Source organism: Pseudomonas sp. LB3P14, from assembly GCF_054898045.1.
Map to the genome: position 1 here is coordinate 4712279 of NZ_CM142714.1, position 18033 is coordinate 4730311.

13 protein-coding genes and 2 pseudogenes are annotated in these 18033 nt (G+C 51.0%); 7 read left to right on the forward strand and 8 right to left on the reverse strand.

All coding sequences use genetic code 11. The features are described 5' to 3' along the window. The first annotated feature begins 604 nt into the window (after positions 1 to 604). The 5 genes and pseudogenes from ACYZT5_RS21635 (at position 605) to ACYZT5_RS21655 (ending at position 7824) form a co-directional block, all read left to right on the forward strand. Positions 605 to 1195 carry a fimbrial protein gene (locus ACYZT5_RS21635; RefSeq protein WP_462047332.1) on the forward strand — a complete coding sequence of 197 codons (591 nt, stop codon included), beginning with the start codon at positions 605 to 607 and terminating at the stop codon, positions 1193 to 1195. A gap of 67 nt (positions 1196 to 1262) precedes the next feature. Continuing rightward, a complete protein-coding gene (locus tag ACYZT5_RS21640) occupies positions 1263 to 2012 on the forward strand; it encodes a fimbrial biogenesis chaperone (RefSeq protein WP_462047333.1) in 750 nt (249 codons plus the stop codon). Positions 2013 to 2233: 221 nt separating this feature from the next. Then, positions 2234 to 4684, forward strand: coding sequence for a fimbria/pilus outer membrane usher protein (locus tag ACYZT5_RS21645; protein ID WP_462052291.1), 2451 nt, complete (start codon positions 2234 to 2236; stop codon positions 4682 to 4684). Between the two features lie 109 nt (positions 4685 to 4793). Continuing rightward, positions 4794 to 5774, forward strand: a complete 981-nt coding sequence (locus ACYZT5_RS21650; protein ID WP_462047334.1) for a fimbrial protein — start codon at positions 4794 to 4796, stop codon at positions 5772 to 5774. A 692-nt stretch (positions 5775 to 6466) separates the two neighbouring features. Further along, positions 6467 to 7824: pseudogene (locus ACYZT5_RS21655) on the forward strand (IS1182 family transposase). Between the two features lie 632 nt (positions 7825 to 8456). Here the strand turns inward: ACYZT5_RS21655 and istB are convergent. The 5 genes from istB to ACYZT5_RS21680 all read right to left on the reverse strand — a co-directional run bounded on the left by istB (position 8457) and on the right by ACYZT5_RS21680 (position 13063). After that, on the reverse strand, positions 8457 to 9260 hold the full coding sequence (istB, locus tag ACYZT5_RS21660) for an IS21-like element helper ATPase IstB (protein ID WP_462047335.1): 804 nt from the start codon (positions 9258 to 9260) through the stop codon (positions 8457 to 8459). Continuing rightward, positions 9253 to 10749, reverse strand: a complete 1497-nt coding sequence (istA, locus tag ACYZT5_RS21665; protein ID WP_462047336.1) for an IS21 family transposase — start codon at positions 10747 to 10749, stop codon at positions 9253 to 9255. Before istA ends, istB begins: the two co-directional genes overlap by 8 nt. Positions 10750 to 11738: 989 nt before the next feature. Further along, entirely contained in the window at positions 11739 to 12095 is a 357-nt protein-coding gene (locus ACYZT5_RS21670; RefSeq protein ID WP_462047337.1) for a hypothetical protein, read from the reverse strand. Between the two features lie 96 nt (positions 12096 to 12191). Continuing rightward, complete coding sequence (locus ACYZT5_RS21675; protein ID WP_462047338.1) at positions 12192 to 12614, reverse strand: hypothetical protein; 423 nt, start codon at positions 12612 to 12614, stop codon at positions 12192 to 12194. 41 nt (positions 12615 to 12655) lie between these two features. Continuing rightward, positions 12656 to 13063, reverse strand: a complete 408-nt coding sequence (locus ACYZT5_RS21680) for a DUF6957 family protein (RefSeq protein WP_462047339.1) — start codon at positions 13061 to 13063, stop codon at positions 12656 to 12658. 212 nt (positions 13064 to 13275) lie between these two features. Here ACYZT5_RS21680 and ACYZT5_RS21685 point away from each other — a divergent pair, with 212 nt between their 5' ends. After that, a complete protein-coding gene (locus ACYZT5_RS21685) occupies positions 13276 to 13707 on the forward strand; it encodes a helix-turn-helix domain-containing protein (RefSeq protein WP_462047340.1) in 432 nt (143 codons plus the stop codon). Positions 13708 to 13871: 164 nt separating this feature from the next. Here the strand turns inward: ACYZT5_RS21685 and ACYZT5_RS21690 are convergent, their stop codons facing one another. Continuing rightward, positions 13872 to 15527 (reverse strand): NAD+ synthase, encoded by a 1656-nt coding sequence (locus tag ACYZT5_RS21690; protein WP_462047341.1) that lies wholly within the window; start codon positions 15525 to 15527, stop codon positions 13872 to 13874. A 302-nt stretch (positions 15528 to 15829) separates the two neighbouring features. Here ACYZT5_RS21690 and nadE point away from each other — a divergent pair. Beyond that, positions 15830 to 16138: pseudogene (gene nadE / locus ACYZT5_RS21695) on the forward strand (NAD(+) synthase); the annotation flags it as partial. Positions 16139 to 16199: 61 nt separating this feature from the next. Here the strand turns inward: nadE and ACYZT5_RS21700 are convergent. Together ACYZT5_RS21700 and azu are read right to left on the reverse strand one after the other, a co-directional pair. Further along, positions 16200 to 17132 carry a hypothetical protein gene (locus ACYZT5_RS21700; RefSeq protein ID WP_462047342.1) on the reverse strand — a complete coding sequence of 311 codons (933 nt, stop codon included), beginning with the start codon at positions 17130 to 17132 and terminating at the stop codon, positions 16200 to 16202. 241 nt (positions 17133 to 17373) lie between these two features. Then, positions 17374 to 17820 carry an azurin gene (gene azu, locus ACYZT5_RS21705; RefSeq protein WP_462047343.1) on the reverse strand — a complete coding sequence of 149 codons (447 nt, stop codon included), beginning with the start codon at positions 17818 to 17820 and terminating at the stop codon, positions 17374 to 17376. Positions 17821 to 18033 lie beyond the last annotated feature (213 nt).

Consider the following 18033-nt stretch of genomic DNA (forward strand, 5'->3'; position numbering starts at 1 on the left):
GCTCGCCACCTGAGACGGCGTCCGTAGCAACACGAAGGGGAGACTTTAGACGCCTTGCACAAGCAGTCGACTGGATGACGGGCGCCTGGCTGATGGATCAGTGCGTCGCGAGAGTTCTTCGAACCCAAGGGCGCAGAAGCCATCTTCTATCCAGCAATGAGCAAGCGACGTGCTTGGATGGAGCTGCGACTTTGCTTGAGCCTGAGGTCGGCGCCTCGCGTAGAAAGGTACTGGCTCCAGCGACATTTCGGTATGGCGATAATTTTCACCTAAATGAATGTGCGGCGGCATTAGCTCACTAGAGAACATCTCTTCTCCATCCGCCCCGAGCCTTTCAAGACTTATCTCTATCCACGCAAAAAATTCTGATCAAACAGGCCGCAGCTTAATACCAAAAAAAACGAACCACTCGATGCGCCAGTCCAACACTACCGACCAAGAGGCTGAACTTAGAGCCTTTGACAACTCCCTACCGCCGCTTAGGTTAGCAGCAAAAAAATCTCTGGAGACGGTTTGAGACAAGTCTTAAAGACCGGCCTCGGACATCGCCCTAACATTGTCTACGAACTCCAGCGAAACACTCTTAAGCTACTAAGGACTCAAAGTGAAAAAGTTTTCCCTTGCACTCCTCACCCTGTCGGCTCTGGCAGCTTCCGCTAATAGTTTTGCTGCACCCGTTAAAGGCGGCAGCGGACAGATCAACTTCACAGGCATTATCAACAACGACGCTTGCTCGGTTGATGGCACCACGGGCAAGGACAAAGTGATCTCGGTTGATATGGGCAACGTATCGATCAAGGACATGGGCAGCGACACGGCCCCAACTGCTGGGCGCATGAGTGCGAACAATTTCAACCTCAAAGTAAATTGCAACGATGGCACCAAAGTCTCCATGGTTTTCAAACCGAGCCTGAATGGTGGATCCGGACTGGTTGATGGAAAAAAAGTTCTGAAACTGCAGGGTACAGATTCCGCTAAAGGTGTAGGTATCGCTCTGCTTGATGGCAACGGCGAGCTGATTGACTTGAGCTCCGACACCACGGCCAAGATCGAAACAGGGCTGAGTGGCGAACAAGGTACGGGTGGCGATGGCACTCTGTCTTTCGCCGCCGCTTATGTCACCACTGGCGATGCAAAAGCTGCCACTGCTGGTACGGGTAATGCAACGCTCCCGTTCGTACTGCAGTACGAGTAACACCAGGTGCAAGTGAGGCACCAATGCCTCACTTGCCTCAGTAAACACTCATTAGGTTAATTACACAATGCGACATCCTATTCCTGTTCTTTTGAGTTTATTTGGTCTACTTTTTTCACTCCAGGCATCCGCCAGCATATCGCTAAGTTCAACCCGCGTTATATTCGACGGATCCCGAAAAGAAGCAAACGTCACGGTGCGCAACGGATCCCAAAAAGTGCTAGTACAGTCGTGGATCGACAGTTACGCATCAGAAACAAAAACACCTCCCTTTGCGGTCTCGCCTCCTTTGGCCCGAGTGGAAGCCAATGAACAACAACTTCTACGCATTCTTTATGAAGGCAATGGGTTACCCCCCGACAAAGAGTCAGTAGTCTGGCTGAATGTTCAGGAAATCCCCCAGTCAAGCTCTGCCGATGCCAACACACTACAACTGGCTGTACGTCAAAGAATTAAAGTTTTTTTTCGACCGGCCGGCTTGCAAGGCGAAGCAGCTCGAGCGCCTGAACAACTGACTTGGGAACTACAAAGAATTGGTGGCCAACTCGTATTGAAGGTTAAGAACCACAGTCTATTTCACGTTTCGCTGGCTGATCTTAAGATTGGGGATTTACAGAAATCCGAACTTGTCGCCGATGCAACAATGATCACTCCTGGCGAGGAAAGGACACTCAAGCTTAACTTAGTGCCCAATACACAGTCACTATCTCTCTGGTTTTCCAGCATCAACGACTACGGGGCACTGCGAAAGTTTGAAGCCAAATTTTCCAGCAGCGAACTTAATACGGTGAGAGCGAAAGAGATCACCGAAAGGTAACAGCTTAGTATACGTTGCAGCGCCGTGTCTGGCCGTTTCATTCGCCCCCCTCTGACAGCTCCACAACTCCTTCGGCATAGGCTATCCGCATGTTTTCCTCCAATATCCATACGCATAAAACTTGCATGGAGAAAAGTGCTCGAGGACCTATATCTAAACACAACCCAACACTCGCGTGCGTACAACCACTTTACATTGCAATTATTCTCGCACTTTCGAGCATGGCTCTCCACGCAGAAGAGGTAGATCACTATTCCGAAGGGTTCAACACCTCTTTTCTGCAGGGCGGAGGAGACGCAGTAGATGTACAGACACTGCTGAGCGCCAACCAAGTGTTGCCTGGCAGTTATCGAGTGGACCTCTACAGTAATGAAATTCTCATCGGTCGTAGAGACATTCAATTTAAACACAACGAGCGTACTAACAAGGTAGACCCTTGCCTGACATTTGACCTATTGCAACAGCTCGGCGTCGACCTACAGAAGCTGCAGGACCAAGGGCTGATCAACCTGGAGGCGCCTGCGGCTTACTATGACCTCCCGGCTATGATCGATCAGGCCGCGATTCGCTACGATTCCAATCGCCTGCGACTTTATGTCAGCGTGCCACAAGTGGCGCTCGCTCGCGGGATACGCGGCTATGTCGACCCTGAGTTATGGGACGGAGGTGTCCCGGCCGGATTTATCAACTATCAGTTCAGCACAAACCGCCAAACTACTGATTATGGTGCTCAAGTATCTAATAACCTGGGCCTGCGTAATGGCGTCAATCTCGGGGCGTGGCGCCTGCGAAACGAGTCAAATTTTAGTACCAGCACCGGTAGCCCGAACAAATTCACCAGCAATCGGAGTTATGTGCAACACGACGTCACTGTGCTCAAGGGTCAGTTCTCCGCCGGCGAAATCCTGTCGGATACCGAGCTGTTCGACAGCGTGCGTTATCAAGGCGTGAAATTAGCCTCTGATGAGGGCATGCGCGCCGACAGTGAACGTGGCTATGCGCCAATCATTCGTGGCGTAGCCGAATCCAACGCCACGGTGGAGATTCGCCAAGATGATTACATCCTTTACACCACCACTGTCCCTCCAGGACCGTTCGAGATTAGTGACATCTACCCTACCGGGTCAAACGGTGATCTGGAGATAATTACTATCGAGGCTGACGGACGTCGCAAAGTAAGCAGGCAGGCTTTTTCTGCTCTGCCAACCATGGTCCGAGAAGGCCAGGTTAAGTACAGCGCGTCTGCGGGCAAATACGCCAGTAATACCCAAGGGATTGCATCGCCAGCGTTCACCAGCAGTACTGTGGCTTATGGTTTAAGCAGTAGCCTGACAGGAATTGCAGGCTTGCAAATCAGTGAAAACTTCCAAGCTCTTTCTATCGGCGCAGCAAAAAATACCACTATTGGCGCGATATCGTTCGACGTCACCAAATCCTCCAGTCATTCCCAGGGAAGAAACACCAAGGGCAGTAGTATAAGAGCGCTGTATGCGAAAACCTTCACTGGTACTGATACTAGCTTCACACTCGCTGCCTACCGATACTCCACTGAGGGCTATCGCAGTTTTAATGATCATGTTCAGGATATTAGTGAAGGCGCACGGCCGCGTGGCGGCAGCTCGAAAATTCGTACTGATTTAACGGTTAATCAGACACTTGGCGGCGCTCGACAATACGGTACGCTCTACTTGAATGCCAGCGATCAACGCTACTGGAACCGCGGTGGCTCCCGGAGCTTCTCTAGCGGCTATAGCAACAACTGGGGTGACCTTAACTATAACCTGAGCCTGACAAAAACCCAGGAATTCAGTGAGCGGGATTTATCGAACGCGGACACCCAGGTTAACCTCTCGGTTTCTTTTCCATTAGGTTCTGGTCCTAGGTCGCCGCGAGCTTTTGTTTCGACCAACCGAGAACAAAGCGGTAATAGCACGCAAATTGGCATCAATGGCTACCTATCGGACAACAGTGACACTTTTTTCTCTGTCCAGTCTGGTGATAGCGACAATAACGGTGGCTCCAGCTCAATCAGCGTAAACACCCGCACAGCGGTGGCCGATCTTGGTGTGGGTTACAGTAAGGGACGTGGCTACGACTCTCAGAATCTGAACGTTTCTGGTTCGGTGGTAGCGCATGCGGGAGGGGTGAATTTTGGGCAAACTGTGGGTGAAACTTTTGCCCTAGTCGAGGTCCCTGGAATTTCCGGAGTTGAGATCAGCACTCACACAGGTGTTATGACCGGCTCCAATGGTTACGCCGTCATTCCTAACGCCCAACCATATCGCGTCAATTGGTTGAGTTTGGACACCCGCAACCTAGGTGGCGATATTGAGCTTGACAATACTTCTCAACAACTCGTACCTCGACGGGGTGCAGTGATAGTGGCACGCTTTGACGGGCGAAAAGGTCGCAGAGTCCAATTTGAGTTGATTGATGCCAATAATGAGTCAATTCCATTCGGTGCTGCTTTAGAAGATGCCAGCGGAAAACAGCTGGCGATTTCAGATCCAACCGGTAATGCCCTAGCGATGGTGGAAAGAGATAACGATACGCTGACCATTAAATGGGCAGGAAAACAGTGCCAGGCAGCTTATTCGCTTCCGCCTCCTGACACCAATGTTAATTACGAACGCTACAAACTAATTTGCTTGCCTTCACGCAACGATTTTTAATTTCTTGACAATTCTCCATCTATCGCCCGTAGCCTTGAAAAGCATCAAAAACCAACTTCAAGTCACGAGCTTAACAAAAACCTGAAAACCTTTTTTGGAAGGATCTAATATGTTTAGATTCAAAAACGTTAGCAAAATACTCCTCTCTTTACTGATCGCCTCCCTAGCAATGACAACTTCCAATTCGTTTGCTGACTGCACATTCAATAAAGGACAACAATTACCGGGACCAACCGAAGTAAATATACGGATACCCGAAATTATAAGCATGCCAGCGAACCTTGAAGACAACAGCGTTATACATGAGCTCACAATTATATCTAAAGCAACTAATACGCTGACGTGCACAGAAGTACTCGGCAAGGGGCTAGATATAGGGTCAGAATTAGGACCTCCACCGGCTACCGGTTACACAATTCCGATCAAAGATACTGGAATGGCAATCCAACTTTATTCGATCGAATCAGGTTCCGAAAGGCCTTTGAGGGTTTGGGGCGAGGAAAAGACTCAAGTAGGAAACGTGTTAGCCACATATAACTATTTTATGTTCAGACTTGTAAAAATTGGAAAAATAAAACATGGCGCCTTTATCGACCCCGTAAAATTCGCACTGTACAAACATGGCCGCCTCACTACACACATTTTCAAACTTGTAGGAAATACCTCAATCTCGACAGCCTCATGTAAAACTCCTGACGTATCAGTAAACATGGGAGATTATGTCGCCAGTGAAATTTCCGGAAGCCGTGGTCAGTCCATCCCCTTAAAATTTAACATTGATCTTAATGAGTGCCAAGAAGGCATCTCCAAAGTCACTTACTCAATATTGGCAAACACTCCAATTATTGACCAACTCACTGGCTTGGTTTCGCTGGATAGTAACTCTACTGCCAAGGGAGTTGGCCTACGCATTATGGATGAAAATGGAACTGCACTATCCTTGGAAAAGCCCTATATGTTCGACTCATATGATACTAATGGCGGTCACTTTAAGATCCCGCTAAGCGCGTCATACGTAAGACTCCAGGATAAAGAGCTCACTGTGGGCACGGCCAACACTTCCCTTACTTTCATTATGAGTTACTTATGACCGCTCTAGACCTAAACCTACATTATTGATGAGTAGTCGCCACCGCCCTTCACCCCACGACGAAAAGACCTGAAATGCTTTTATCCTACTCTAAAGAGCATGCGCAGCGAGCTTTTAGAGAGGCGCAGTTAGATAGTGACCGTTGGTGTGTTAGAGGCATGCCTCAATATGTCTTCAGAGCTTTTCTTATCAGCTAGAGTGGGCTGAAATGAAAGGGTACGGAGCGGCAGTATTATTTGCCCCACCTGGTGCGCTCAAAGATAAGCCCTTCATTACTTTTCCTGCATCAAGAAAGGATCTGATCGCGGAGTACTACAAAGGTGAAATTCCAAGCATCACGAAAGGAGTTTAACAAACAGCTGCAACGGATCAATTTTCACTACGCTCGAATTGCCTGCTGAGCTACGCGTCATACGAGCTTAAGGCGCTTGCCCGTGAAAAAGGCTTTAGAACCAATAGGCCATGGAACGCGGTATCAGTCATCACGCTTGTAGAGAGTTTTATTTCTCACAAGCTAGGCCACAAAGGTTCAGCCTTGATCGCGGAGGTGCCCTTGAAATGGCCTCGGTTTTATAGAGGCCAATTACCTCAGGGCATATAGGCGGAAGCGACCGCTTTTGGCCCAGAGTGTGTAAAAACGCCTTCGCGAACCCTTGCTATAATTTCTGAGGATTTCATCGCAGGGATCGCCCATAAAGCGCTTTATCCAAGGTGAACATCGAGGCCAAGGCACCTTACTTCCCGAGAGCCTCGACGACTACGTCAGCGATACCAATCCGGTGCGCGTAGTCGACGTCTTTGTCGACGAACTCAACCTGGTCAATCTGGGTTTTGAAGGTGCCATTCCTGCCGATACTGGCCGGCCTGCTTACCACCCCGCGATCTTGCTGAAGATCTACATCTACGGCTATCTCAACCGCATCCAGTCGAGCCGACGTTTTGAACGAGAAGCTCAACGCAACGTCGAGCTGATGTGGTTGACCGGGCGTTTGATGCCGGATTTCAAGACCATCGCCAACTTCCGAAAAGACAACAGCAAGGCCATCCGAGGCGTCTGTCGCCAGTTCGTCGTGCTGTGTGTTCGGAGAACACCTGGTCGCCATCGATGGCAGCAAATTCAAAGCCGTCAACAATCGCGACCGCAATTTCACCAGCGCCAAACTGAAGCGGCGCATGGAAGAAATTGAATCGAGCATCAACCGTTACCTGGCGGCACTCGATGCTGCTGATTGGCAAGAACCAACAGCTTCCGAGCCCAATGCCGTGCGGCTGGAAGAGAAAATCGCCCAGTTCAAAACTCAAATGAAGGAGCTTCAAGCGATCGAAATCCAGCTCAATGAATCGCCGGATAAACAGGTCTCACTGACCGATCCAGACAGCCGCTCCATGATGACGCGCGGCACGGGAATCGTCGGCTACAACATGCAGACGGCGGTCGATACGCAGCACCATTTGATCGTTGCACATGAGGTGACCAACGTCGGTTCCGACCGCGATCAACTCAGCTCGATGGCCAAGCATGCCCGCGAGGCGATGGCGTAAGATACGTTGTCGGTAGTGGCTGACCGAGGTTACTTCAAAAGCGAACAAATCCTAACTTGTCACGATGCAGTCATCACCGCCTATGTGCCCAAGCCGATGACCTCTGGAACCAAGGCTGACGGGCGTTTCAATAACGATGCCTTCATCAATGACGCGGCAAAAAACGAATACATTTGCCGTCTGGAGAAACGCTGATCTGGCACTATTCCAACGTTGAAAAAGGCCTGAAGTTGCATCGTTACTGGAGTTCGAAATGCCAGGGCTGCTCGTTGAAGTCGTAATGCCACTCCGAGCACGGAACGACGAGTTCGACGCTGGGAGCATGAAGACGTATTGGAGGAGATGCAGCTTCGGCTGAGCAAAAGCAATGGATGGGTGCGACGCACTTCCTGACGCGAAAGCTGGCTGGGGTGAGTACGGAGATGAGCTTGTATGTGCTGTCTACAACTTGAAACGGGTCATGAAAATCATCGGCACCCATCACTTGATGAAGGCGCTAACGGCCTAAAAACAGGCCTGTTTTTACGTGTCCCGATGATCTGGCGCGTTGCTGGGGCGGTTTAGCTCATCAGGAAGGGACATTGTGCCTTGATCAGGCAACGAAGCCGGACAGCCGCTCAGCCTTGAAAATCGAAACGGGATCTAGCGTTTTTACACACTCTGGGCCGAGGCTGTGTAAAAACGTTTTTGACCAGCAGCTGCGTACGAAAACAGTCCGGAAATCGTGTTCCTACGCAAATTGTAGGTCCGTTGACTGAGCGAGCGCTGGCAGATTTTAAATAGCAACGCAGACTTCAAAATGACGGAGGCGTTTTTACGCACTCTGGGCCAGAAGTGGCCCTTCACGACCAGTTAAATTCATGTTGTGTAGGGCTAATAGGGCTTGCTCAAGGGGGTTAATAGCCCTCTCAGCCTCAGCCACGTAAACCTTCAGTTGTTTTCCTATCAACCCCTTTCACCAGCGCTCATTATGTTGGCGCTGATTGAAAACTGACCCACCCTGCCGATTGAAAATTGACCCAGGGCGGATTGCTGATTTTTGTCTCAGCAATTGTGGATAACCTTAGCAGTAGTGTCCTGGTTGAAGACGCATCTGGCCCCACCGCATGCAGGCATGCGGAAGTGTGTTTACGGTGCAGATCAAAACGCTTCATCGTCCTCGATACCATCTTCGTCCTTGCGCTTTCGTTCACGCGATTTGATCTTTGTCTGGGCGGCCAAGGTGCTGTGTTGCAGGCGGTAGGACTCGTTGCCCGTTTCGACGATATGGCAGTGGTGTGTCAGCCGATCCAGCAACGCTGTGGTCATCTTGGCGTCGCCAAACACACTCGACCATTCCGAGAAGCTGAGGTTGGTGGTGATGACCACGCTGGTGTGCTCGTACAGTTTTGAAAGCAGGTGAAATAACAGCGCGCCACCACTCTGACTGAAGGGCAAATACCCAAGCTCATCGAGTATCACCAGGTCTGTCCGAAGCAGTCCCTGGGCGATTCGGCCTGCCTTACCATCGAACTTTTCACGCTCCAGCAGGTTGACGAGATCGACCGTGGAGAAGAACCGTACTCGTTTGTTATGAGTGGTGATTCCGGACACGGCCAAGGCACTGGCCAGGTGTGTTTTTCCGGTTCCAGGCCCACCGATGAACACGACATTTTGCGCAGTCTCCGTAAACTCAAGGCTGGATAATTCCTTGACCAGACGGGCATCAGCGCTGGAAGCGCTGAAGTCAAAGCCAGCTAAATCACGGTGCATGGGGAGCTTTGCCATGTTCATCTGATGATTCACAGAGCGCACGGCGCGATCTGCCTGCTCCTGTTGGAGCAGATGCTCAAGCAGCCATTTCGAGGATGCCGTCGAAGCTTCTCCCTGGGCCGCCAGTTCTTCCCAAGCCTGCGCCATGCCATGCAGACGCAGTTCTTTAAGTTCTGCCATCAAGTCACGCATTGCGGCTCTCCTCATCTGTTGTACGGAGTTGGTCATATCGGGCCGTGTTGGCAACGGGAGCCACCTTGAGTTGCAGGCTGGTTTCTACGGAAGGCGGTGGTGTAGTAGCGGTGAGTCGGGCGAGAACATTTAAGATGTGATTGGCGCTCAGACTTCCCGACTCAAGCACCAGTTCTACCGCTACCAGCACCGGGTCGAGACCGGCGATGGGCACGGCAGCGAGCACCTGCGTCATGATTCGATCACCGTTGCTGTGACGTCTCAGGCCCCGTTTGAGAAGCCGCAACGGATTGGGCAGATCGGCAAACGGTGCGCCATTGCGCAGTGCACCCGGCTTGCGCTCGATGAGTGGGATGTAATGCTGCCAGTCAAAACTGACCTGATCTCGATCAAAGAGGCGCTCGTGGCTGGCGATCATCGTGTCATCGGCGATGACCACGATCCGGGATGGGTAAAGACGGCTGCTGACCCACTGGCCGACTCGCTCACAAGGCACCGAATAGCGATTTCGCGCCACGCTGATCAGGCAGGTGCTGGAGACCCGCACGGTACGCTCGACGTAGCCATCAAAGGCCGTCGGCATCGGCATCATTTCGACCCGTTCCAGCTCCAAAACTTCCGCCACCGTAAGTCCGTTGTACTGCGGATGCAGCAGCTCGCTCCAGAGCGCACGACAGCGTTGGCCGAGCCAGGCATTCAGTTCCTCGAAGGTGTGGAACATGCAGTTTTGAGCGTCAAGCCAAATGCGCCGTCGACTGTCTTGAACGTTCTTCTCGACAATGCCCTTTTCCCAGCCAGAGGCTACGTTGCAGAAATCCGGATCGAACAGGTAGTGCGCACACATCACGGAAAACCGGGCATTGACCGTGCGGCCCTTGCCTTTATTGACCTTATCGACAGCCGTTTTCATGTTGTCGTAGATGCCGCGACGCGGCACGCCACCTAACGCTGCGAACGAGCGTGTATGGGCATCGAAGAGCATCTCGTGACTTTGGCTAGGGTACGCAACCAACCAGAATGCGCGACTGGCGCAAAGCTTCATGTGGGAGACCTGGATGCGTCGAAACAGGCCACCGATCAGCAGCCCTTCTTCGCTCCAGTCAAATTGAAAGGCTTCACCGAGCGCAAACGTCAACGGTACAAAAGCTCGTAAAGACTTGCCTTGCTCACCTCGCCACGAGCGTACAAACGCTGTGAGCTGGCTGTAGCCGTCATAACCCTCGGCCTTGATCTGCTCGAAAAGTGCTTTGGCGCTTCTGCGATTGTGCTTTGCTCGGAACGAATCGGCTTTCAGCGCCTGTTCCAGCGTGTCGTGGAAAGGGCTGAGTTTGTTGAAGGTCGCGCACCGCTGGTACGCCGGCTGAGTGGCTTCGGGCGCTCTGACCCATTTTCGGATGGTGTTTCTCGACAGCCCGGTACGCTTGGCTATCTGGTGCAGCGAGAGCTTGTCGCGGAAGTACATCCGCCGGATTTTTCCCAACATTTCCATGCTGATCACCCTGTGTTCTCCTGCTCGGAAAGTGAGCAGAAGCAGTTGAACACCTGGGTCAGTTTTCAGTCGGCAGAACAGCCTTTACTGGGTCAGTTTTCGGTCAGCGGCAACAGACAGATGCATATCAGTCTGAGGACATGCATTAAATATGCGCTCCGGATCATCATTCGGAGCGATACTCAAAGGGTATATGTAAAGTCCCGATACGACACTTTTTCAGAGGGCAGATGAAGAGGGATACCTGAGTTTTTCTTGGACGGATATCCATCCCTCGATTGATATCAGCACCGCGCTCTTACTCTCCCCGTCGATGAAAACTGGCTTTCGCGTGGTGATAACGTGTTCGAGCAACTCATCAAAATGGATCGCTGCGCGAATAACAGTCCACCGTTCCTCACTTGCCATGCTGCCAGGCCCTCTTTGTTGAGATCAAATTACACCGTCTTCCCATCGCCTACCCGACGCAAGTCTTCCAGCGTTCAAAGGCATCCAATTTCTTGAACGTCGACCTGCCCAGCAGACGCTTGAAACTGGCCACGACGTACAAGCTGTTCAATGTAGTAAGAACCCAGAATCGACCTTCTTTATGCACAGATAAAATGTGGGAGCTTCGAATCAGGTGCCCGTCCTTGAATTGCTCACGAGGCCCTTTTCGTGAGTGGTCAAAGACTATGGCGATGCACGTATTGCCCACGAACAGTGCATCGCTAAGATAACCAGTGATCGGTGAATCGTAAGGCCACTGTAGGGCGCAAATGACCCTTTTGAGTTGAAAGTCAGTCAGGTGGCGGTCATGACGGCCTGCGTCGCTCGTGTCGAGCATGTTAGATCTCCATCCATTTTAATAATCTGACGTGGCTGACGTGCCTCGCCCGAGCCAAGTTCTGGTGGCTATAGTGCTGATACCCAGAAAACTAATTCTTGGTGCTAGATGGAAGACGCAACTTTCCCTGCGATCAGCCATTTCCTTTGAGATCTAAGCATCTTCAGAGGCGTTCGCCGGACTTGAGGAACTGGAGCAGGCTAGCTCTTCCGCCGCCTCGCTTGAAAGTACCTACAGCGTAGTGTTCTTCATGCGTTGATAGCACCCAGAACCGGCCTTCCTTTCGAGCCGAAAGGATTTTTCCTGTTTGGATGATCGAGCAATCAGCGTGACGGCCTAAGTCATCCTTATCCAGATGGCCAAAGACCACACCCAAGCATGTGTCATCTATGATCATCGCACCGCTGATAAATGCCGTGATGACAATGGTGTCCTTTTGATTTGTTGCTCGCACCAGACGAATTAACTCAAAGTCGGTCAGCCACTTACTGTGGAACTCCACGTTAATAACTTCAGACAAAATTTCCTCCTAATGCATTTCCTTCTTCTTCGATTTTCACCCATCTCCTCTTTACGACGCTCCATTTCATCGCTGCAGATGCATTACGAGATCAGATCAAAAAATAACTCGCATTCCATTCAGGGAATGGGTATCGATCAGTTGTCCAGGCGCATCGGTATAAGCCTTTTCGTCATCTATGTTGTGAAGACAAATCCGACGTCCCGTGGAGTCATATCCCACCAGCAACCCCGAAAGTCCCTCCATAATCCATTTGCCGGCTTTGTTCATCCACCCGGGCGAGACGACCTGAATTTCCGTAACGACAAACTCGCTGGTTTGTTGGGAAAGTATTTCTTCGAGCATATCGACGTCACTAATCATCATGGTGCGTGGCCATACCTTGCCCTCCAAGCGCTCTTCAAGGACGACGTGATACCAGGGATGAGCCAAGTGGCGTTCAAACATCCGCCAGTTCGAATACCCATCCCCAAAGATATTAGGAGTGCCCTCGGCAACGGTTTCATGGCTTCTAAACATTTCACATTCCCGTGGATCTTCAGCTGCAGTTGCAGCCGACATCATTGATAAAGAGACAGTATCGCGGCGAGAGGGGCTGACTTTTCGTCGCCGTCTCCCGCCAAAACGTACACAGTGTTTTTGGTTTCAAAGAGAAAGCCATCTTGGAATGAAATAGCCATGGTGCTACGCACCCAATTTCCATAATCGAAGCGTCCTCGGCTGTCTAGGATCACTTTTTCGGCGAAAACAAAGAGCGGCAAATGGCCGTGAACGTGAATTTTGGTGAAGTCCGCATCACTCGCTATCGCACGAACGATCGTCCACTGCTGGACGATGCAAAAGCCTTTGTTGGGGAAGCGGCTCTGTACCAGTTGGATCAATGTCTCTTGGCTTTCCATAGATCCAGACCGAGCCTCTCCGAGGCTGGAGAGGAGCTCGCTGGCTGCTTGGATTTTTTCGAATTCCAATCAAAAAACCTCTGACAATACATGTGATATGTTTGCGCGGGATCTCGCTCCCTATTCGGAGCGCGGGCGATACCAGTAATTCCCAATAAAGAACTATATTGCATAGATTGGAATTTATCAATGTGGCCTTATCCTTTCCTTTGTGGGAAGTACTCATGCCATTGCGATTAGCGCTAGCCGCGATCCTACGATTGACCAGGAAAGCACGCGGCTTGTCCCAAGAGCAGCTTGCTACCGCAGTAGAAGCGAGGCACCTACACAACCTTGAGCACGCAAAGTCCAGCGTAACCCTGGACACTCTTGAAGGGATTGCCAAGCGTCTTGACGTCGATGCTTTAGCTCTACTCGCTATGGCCTCTAGCTACGAGAGGCAACAGTCCACTGCTGACTTCCTTTCATTCCTGAGCAGTGAAATCCAGAAGCTAGAAAAGCTCGGTGTAATGGCCAGCCTGCCAAGTGAATTTCAAGATGGTGATTTGCGGACGGGTAAAGCGGGCAAGCGGCCCGTGCCTGCTGAAAAGATCCAGGCGGTGCTTGCCTGCAAAGGAAAAGGTTTTACTCAGAAACAAACGTGCTCAGAGCTTGGCATGGCGGCTTCAACGGTGAACAAGATTTGGCACTCGGATGCAGTTGACGCATCGTAGCTGAGTTCATCCGATAGGCTGAGCAGTTTGGTCGCTGAGCAAGAGGCCTGAAGCGCTAGCAAAAACACCGTTCAGGTATTTCGAGATGGTCTCCATACCTACGGTCTGAGCGTAAACGGTAAGCAAAATAGGCCGACCATTGCGGACGGCCTAACTCTGCTCATTTATTCGCCAATGCTCCAACGCGAAGTAATTGGATATCTTCGATCCCGTCCAAATCCTCGCTCAGTTACTCGCGGGCCAACTGCAGCCTGGCGGCGCTTGTACTCGTTGATATCAACTAGCCTAATCACCTTGTGCACCACTTCTTTGTCGAAACCGGCATCAACAATGGCATCTGCTGAGTAGTCATGCTCAACGTATAAACGCAAGATTTCATCGAGAACAGGATAAGGAGGAAGCGAATCTTCGTCCTTCTGATCTGGTGCAAGTTCTGCTGACGGAGGTCGATCAATAACACGCTGAGGAATGACATATCCAAGAGTATTTCGGTATTCGCACAAGCGGAACACCAGAGTCTTAGGAACATCTTTCAATACATCGAAGCCCCCTGCCATATCGCCATAGAGGGTTGCATAGCCGACTGCCATTTCGCTCTTGTTACCAGTGGTTAAAACCAAGTAGCGTTTTTTATTGGAGATAGCCATGAGAATTACCCCACGACAACGGGCCTGCAGGTTTTCTTCGGTGGTGTCTTTGGGGAGCCCTTCGAAAGCGGGTGTTAGTGTACTTAGGAAAGCCTCAACCATCGGCTGAATCGGCATCACGCTGTACTTGACGTTAAGCAGCTCGGCCTCTTCCTTCGCGTCGTCCTGGCTCATTTGGGCGGTGTAGTGGTACGGCATCATCACCGCTTCCACGTTTTCAGCTCCCAAGGCATCGACCGCTACGGCAAGGGTTAAGGCCGAGTCGATACCGCCAGACAGACCCAGTACAACGCCCTTAAAGCCGTTGCGCTGAACATAATCACGCACACCAATAACCAATGCTTCGTAAACGCTCGCCTCTACGCTCAGAAGATCAGCCTTCCCTGCCTCAACTGGTACGAGGGAATTTTCTTTTATGGCAAAGTCAGCATGGAAGAGCCCTTCTTCAAAGGCCGGGGCTCGTTGAGTAACTTTTCCGTTTCCATCAACAACGAAGCTGTTGCCATCAAAGACGAGTTCGTCTTGACCACCAACTTGGTTTACATAAATCATCGGAATTGAGCATTCATTCGCTCTCTGCGCAAGAAGCTCTTCGCGCTCAGCTTGTTTGCCGCGATGGAACGGTGATGCATTCAAGGTGAGCATGATTTGCGCACCTACGGCACAGGCTTCATTCAAAGGTTCTGGAAACCATATATCTTCGCAAATCCCGAGAGCTATCTTTACACCAAAAAGCTCAACAACGCACGGCCCCTTGCCAGGCACGAAATATCGCTTCTCATCAAAGACTCGATAATTCGGAAGTTTCTGTTTGTTGTAACGTCCCAGCTCTACCCCATCAATAAATATAGCGCAGCTGTTGTATCGATTACTTTGTAGCTCTTCGTGACCAGAACCACTTTCAACCCAAGGGAAGCCAACCACTACAGCTATACCCTGAGAGCTTTGGCGAACTTTATCTAAAGCCTTTTCAATTCGGAGCTGCATGCTAGAGCGCAGCAACAGATCCTCTGGCGGATAGCCGCACAAAGTAAGTTCAGGGAAAACGATGATCTGGGCATGGAGTTCGTCACGCGCTTTCTTCGCCGCGTCGATGATCTTCTCAACATTGCCTTGAATATCCCCCACACGGATATTCAACTGGGCCATTACCACTCTCAAACTCTGCGCCATGGTTCCTCCTATGCCTTGAGCCGAACTGCAAAATGTCGCTCACTAGCCGACTCATCATCAGGCCATTTGCCTTGCCAGGCTCCAACGAGTGCTTATCACAGGTAGAGCCGCATCTCGCGATTGTCATTCATTATGCCTCATCCATCCCTCGAGCCTATGGGTGTAGTGGTCGCCAAGGTGCAGGGATTTCAAAAAGTCATACACTTTTTTAAGGCTGTGCAGAATATAATTCTGCACAACGTATAAGCTAGCTATCAGGCAAGCATTAACAACGTATTGGGCACTTTTTTGGGGGGAGGAAAGTATTGGGCTTTTTCACCAAATTCGGTGACGGAGCTTGCGACCTGGCGCCACTGAGCGGTCTGGTGAAAAACCAGGTCCGGGACATCGCCCGCATCTTCGGCGCACCGGAGTCGCTGGTAGAAAAAATCCCGACGGCCGACCTTGAAGACCTGTCGCCTGGCAAGCCAGACGAAGCGTCCCACGGCGTGACTTATGCCGAGATCGACGCGTTTCTGCACGGCGAGCCGGTGCGTGAGGAAGCGTTCAAGATCATTTGTGACACGTATAAAAAGACTCATCACAAGCGGGTAATGCCGTTCGCGCCTTAAGCGGGTGAGCAACAAAAAGGCCCACTGAGGGTATTTCTCAGTGGGCCTTTTTTGATATGAATCAGGAACCGGTGTGCCTTGATTTCGACGCAACAACCCTGATGGCCCATGGCGTTGAGACTCGACCTTGGTCAGATTTCGCTCTGAAGGTATGTACCTTTGCTTCCAAGCACTCAATAGTTGCTGTAAAGACGCCGTTCTTATCAGCCACAAATGGAACCAGATCTCTCTCATAGTCAACAATAAATCCGCTTTCACCGGGGTTTGCCGTACCTACTAGCGTTAACTTTTTATCAGTCGTCGACTCGTGATTCCCGATGAGCTGGAAACTGGCTCCTATTACAAATTGAACACTGAGTTCAGCCTGCTTTGTGACCAGAATCTTCCAAGGCGCCGACTCCTCACCATCTTCTCCACGAACAGTGAAGTCATGGAGGCCTTCACTCACGTTTTCAGCGAGGGCGCTCCAATGATTGTTCCCATCGACGTTAAGTGTTTGAAGCAGCTCCCCGCAGTCCAGAAGATCCACTGTCTGGAGAGCCGGCCCCCAGCCGACAAAACTGAGAGCTCTATGCACAGTGCTTTTATTACTTTCGATGGGAACTCCGTCAGGACCTGCTACCCACTGGATTTCTGCAAGTTCGGGCACGTCCATAAAAATGTGCCACACAGCTGATTCCTGCCCGTCGGATGTTCGTACGCTGTACTCGTGCTCACCAAATGTCTGTTTCGGCAGGAAGGCACTGTAGTGACCAAGGTTATCGACATTAACAGGAGGATGTACGGGAACGCCCCGATCGAGAACCTCCGCCGTTTGATCAGGTTCAGCAGCGCCTACAAAGCTTAAATCGCCATTTTTACTGGTGCCGCCGCTTTCGATTAATTCACCATCGCCATTAGTAACGGCCAGAATCAAGGTCCGACTCTCCCGAGTATTTTTACTCGATGACTGAACCAAAGAACGCAGCTGAGGTAATTTCACTTGTTCGGTCATATGAAAACTCCTTTTTCAGAATGGATGCGCAACGCGATGCGAGCGCCATGCCATCAGACTCGCGATCAAAATCTGCGTCTACTGTCATAAATAACAGGTATCGCGAATTTCAGACCAATGGGCTGGAACGAGCAGCGTGAGATGGCTAGTCCCGCACCTCAGCAAAAATAAATACCCCGGACGCAAAAACGCCGCTGCGATAGCCTCGCAGCGGCGTTTTTAGTACTGCATAAGCGCTGACTTACTTCAGGGTAACAGTGCCTTTCATCATCGAGATGTGGCCAGGGAACGAGCAGAAGAAGCCGTACTTCTCGCCAGCATCGAGCTTCGACACGTCGAAGGTCACCGAGTCGGTTTCCTTGGCGCCGATGATTTTGGTGTGGGCGATGATGCGTGCGTCGCCTTCAGGCAGGTAATTCTTCTCGATGCCTGCGGCCAGGCCAGCGGTGGCGATCGGCTGCATGTCCGCCTCTTTGCTCAGCACCCAGTTATGACCCATGACGTTTTTCGGCAGGTTGCCGGAGTGTTTCAGCTCCACGGTGAACGTCTTGCAGCTCTTATCGATGCTGATCTCCTTGGTATCGAAGGACATCTGATCAGTCGAGTCGACAGTGACCTTGCACTCGGCAGCCATCAATTGGCTGCTGGCCAGTGTCAGCAGGGATACCGCAACAAGTTTGGCAAACATGGTGAATCTCCAAGGCAGGGTTAACAAAAGTGCGAATGGACAGAAGACTGCCTGAAATCTTCGCAAGTTCCTATGACCTGAATCAAAAATTGTATACAACTTTCGGGCTATGACACCTATCGAAACAATCTACCAGCCAGACGTCTGGGGCGGTCCTATCATCAGGTCGTCATCACTCATCCGGAGCGTCTGTCATGTCCCTTAATAGCTTGT

What these genes read in the sequence shown, in the direction of transcription:
- ACYZT5_RS21640 (WP_462047333.1), top strand. Translation starts at nt 1,263, where the DNA reads ATGCGACATCCTATTCCTGTTCTTTTGAGTTTATTTGGTCTACTTTTT.
- ACYZT5_RS21645 (WP_462052291.1), top strand. Translation starts at nt 2,234, where the DNA reads ATGGCTCTCCACGCAGAAGAGGTAGATCACTATTCCGAAGGGTTCAAC.
- ACYZT5_RS21650 (WP_462047334.1), top strand. Translation starts at nt 4,794, where the DNA reads ATGTTTAGATTCAAAAACGTTAGCAAAATACTCCTCTCTTTACTGATC.
- istB (WP_462047335.1), bottom strand. Translation starts at nt 9,260, where the DNA reads ATGCGTGACTTGATGGCAGAACTTAAAGAACTGCGTCTGCATGGCATG.
- istA (WP_462047336.1), bottom strand. Translation starts at nt 10,749, where the DNA reads ATGGAAATGTTGGGAAAAATCCGGCGGATGTACTTCCGCGACAAGCTC.
- ACYZT5_RS21675 (WP_462047338.1), bottom strand. Translation starts at nt 12,614, where the DNA reads ATGTTTAGAAGCCATGAAACCGTTGCCGAGGGCACTCCTAATATCTTT.
- ACYZT5_RS21690 (WP_462047341.1), bottom strand. Translation starts at nt 15,527, where the DNA reads ATGGCGCAGAGTTTGAGAGTGGTAATGGCCCAGTTGAATATCCGTGTG.
- ACYZT5_RS21700 (WP_462047342.1), bottom strand. Translation starts at nt 17,132, where the DNA reads ATGACCGAACAAGTGAAATTACCTCAGCTGCGTTCTTTGGTTCAGTCA.
- azu (WP_462047343.1), bottom strand. Translation starts at nt 17,820, where the DNA reads ATGTTTGCCAAACTTGTTGCGGTATCCCTGCTGACACTGGCCAGCAGC.